This window comes from Caulobacter sp. AP07, assembly GCF_000281955.1.
GTDB lineage: Bacteria > Pseudomonadota > Alphaproteobacteria > Caulobacterales > Caulobacteraceae > Caulobacter.
The window spans coordinates 1-3,058 of the sequence record NZ_AKKF01000317.1 but is presented as its reverse complement, the minus strand read 5'-3'; the positions used below and the strand labels follow the sequence as shown (position 1 = coordinate 3,058).

Below are 3,058 nucleotides of genomic sequence, written 5' to 3'. Positions count from 1 at the left end.
TCGGGGGACCCAAGCGGGGTCTGACGCTCTGTCCAGCGCCGCTTGGGTCACCCGCATAAAGCGGGTGATGACGGAATTTTTGAGTTGGGGAAGCGCTTTCAGCGCCTGGGTCAACTAACTATCCACAGCGCTCTAGTCCAGCTTCAGCGCCTTGGCGATCGCCGACCAGGGCACGAGCTTGAAGTTCTGGTTCTCCGGCGGCGAGACGTTGCGGCCGTCCTGGGCGACGAAAGCTCCGCCTTCAAGGCCCGCGCCCAGCGACGCGCTGGTCACCTCGAGGCCGTCGGTTTCCGAGATCCCGTCGATGCCCGCCGCGCCGTCGGCGACCGCCGCGAAGCTGCCGACATAGGCGTGGTCGCCCTCGCGGCGGAACAGGGCGTAGCTGTTGTTGCCCTGGCTGGAGACCACCAGATAGCCCTTGCCGCCGGGCCGGGCGTAGAGGCCGACGCCTTCCAGGTCGGCCTTCAGGGCGGGATTGTCGGCGATACGAACCACCGCGGTTTTGGCCTGGCCCGCCGACGGCTCGGCGCCCAGCTTCCACAGGGCGACATCCTCTTCGGCCACGTAGAGCGCGCCGGTCTCGTCGTCGGCGACGCAGCCCTCGGTCTGGGTGTCGAACTTCAGGTCGCGGACCTTCTCGGCGCGGACCTTGCCGGCCGGGGTGGCGACCAGTTTCCACTGGCGCACGCCGCCGTCGGGATCGCTGATGAACACGTAGGTCGGACCCTTGCGGCTCTTGTACAGGCACAGCCGTAGGGGTCGGACAGGCCGGTGGCCTGCACGCCGTCGGCGACGTTGGTCAGCATCCGGGTGTCGGGATCGATCGTGTAGAGGGCGATCGACTTGTGGGTGCGGTCGCTGGCGACGACCAGGGTCGTGGTCCTGCCGCCCAGCTTGAAGCCGCCGCGCAGGTCGACATTGTTCATCTTGCCGTCGGGCAGGAACTGCAGCGGCTTGCCGGCCAGGTCGTAGACGTAGAGCCCGGCCTTCTTGTCGGTGGCGACGATGACGCTGCGGGCCGGGTCGGTCGGGTGGACGAAGATCGCCGGGTCGTCGGCCGCGTCGCCGCCGTGCTCCACCGGCCGGGTTTCCATCGTCGGCTTGACCAGGGCCAGCCGGCTCGGCGCGGCCGGTGGCGTCACCTGGCCGGGCGAGACCTTCAGCGCGACGGCCACGTCCCGCCAGGACAGCAGCTTGGTGTTGGCCCCGACCTTGCGATCGTCGGTGACCAGCAAGGCGCCGGCCGGCAGGTCCGCCCCGAGCGGCGCGCGGACGCCGAACAGGCCCGCAGGACCTTCGATGGCGTCGGCGCCGTTGGCCTGGATGCGGAAGCGGCCCAGGAACCGGTCGTCGGCGTTGCGGTCATAGACGTTGTAGTCGCCAGCGTCGGCGTTGGCGGCGACCAGGTAGTCGCCCTGCGCACCGCCGTTCAGGATGGCCAGGCCGCCGACCTCGCCGGCGATATGGCCCAGGCGGTTGATGTCGACGACGGTCGCGACCGCTTCGGCTTCCGGATCGGCGTCGTAGCGCCAGACGCCGACCGCCTGCTGGGCCACGTAGAGCATGCCGCTGGCGTCGTCGGCGACGCAGTACTTGGCCTCGGACGACAGGTGCAGGCGGCGCACGATGCGGCCGTCCAGCTTGCCGTCGGCGGTGGGGAACAGCAGCCACTGGTCGAGCTGGCCGTCGCCGCCCAGGGCGAAGGCGTACAGCGAACCGTCGCGGGCGCTCCTGTGCAGGCACAGGCCTTCGCCGGCATAGCCCAGCATCAGCGGCCGGGCGTCGATGGCGCTGGCCTGGCCGGTGGCGAAGTCGTAGCGCGACAGGCGGATGCGGCCGTCCTTGCGGTCCAGCACGGCCAGGACGTCGTCGCGCACGTCGACGCCATAGGTTTCGCCGCCGGGCAGGGCGCTCTTGCGCGCGCCGTCCAGGTCGTGGAACTCCAGGCCCCCCAGTTCGCCGGTCGCGGCGATGACGCTCTTGCCCGGATCGGCGCGGTCATAGAGCAGGGCGGCGGCGTTGGCGCCGCCTTCGGCGGTCGGGACAGTGGCGCCGACCGGCGCGACGGCTTGGGCGAAGGTCTGGCCGGCGACGGCGCCCAGCGTCAGGGCCAGGGCGCTGGCGGCGGCGAGGCGTTGGCGGCGATGGATCATGGCGTGTGCCCCCTGTTGTCGCGTCTTGTGTCGTGCGATTCGGCGACGCTTCGTCGCGCGCCAGCCGTTTCCCGCGGATCATCGCGGCCTGAAGCGGGCTTCGTGCCTGCGGCGCGGCATCGCCACTTGACGGGAGGGTTCATCGCGATAGAGGCAGATCTTGGCTTCGCCGGAGCAGTGGCGCGATGATCAACTTCCCCGACGACATCTTCAGCGAACCGGAAAACGTCGACCCGGACACCCTGGCCAACCTGGGGCCGCTCCGGCCGTTGGCCGGTGTGTGGGAGGGGCGAAAAGGGGTCGACGTGAACCCGAAGGCCGAGGGGCCCGAACGGCGCGACTATCTCGAACGCATCGAGATGCAGCCCATCGACCCCCAGGCGAACGGGCCGCAGCTGTTCTACGGGCTGCGCTATCACGTCCATATCGTCGCGTCGGACGAGGACACCACCTTCCACGACCAGACCGGCTACTGGCTCTGGGAGCCGGCCACCGGGCTGATCATGCAGACCCTGGCCATTCCGCGCGGACAGGTGGCGCTGGCGAGCGGTCGCGCCGCGCCGGACGGCGCCAGCTTCGTCGTCAGGGCCGAGCGGGGCGGTCCCGGGTACGGCATCTGTTCGACCGATTTCCTGGAATGGGCGTTCCGGACGGATTCCTACCAGCTTGACGTGAACTTCAACGCCGATGGAGGCTGGAGCTATGTGTCGACGACCATGCTCCAGGTCCGCGGCCGGCCCGAACCTTTCCGCCACGTCGACCGCAACGCGCTCACCAAGGTCGCCGAGCCGCGACCCAATCCCCTGGCGCGGATCGCGGCCGGCAAGGCCACCCTGGCCGAGGCGCACGGCTTCAGCCTGGTCGGCGACCTGGCCGTCAGCCGTTAGCGGCGGGGGGCCCCCCCC

General features: G+C 70.1%; 1 protein-coding gene and 1 pseudogene. One reads left to right on the top strand and one right to left on the bottom strand.

What is annotated here, in order from left to right; all coding sequences use genetic code 11:
* Positions 1-132: 132 nt before the first annotated feature.
* Positions 133-2,153: pseudogene (locus PMI01_RS25780) on the bottom strand (phytase).
* A gap of 185 nt (positions 2,154-2,338) precedes the next feature.
* Here PMI01_RS25780 and PMI01_RS25775 point away from each other — a divergent pair.
* Positions 2,339-3,040, top strand: coding sequence for an FABP family protein (locus PMI01_RS25775; protein WP_007676755.1), 702 nt, complete (start codon positions 2,339-2,341; stop codon positions 3,038-3,040).
* Positions 3,041-3,058: the final 18 nt, after the last annotated feature.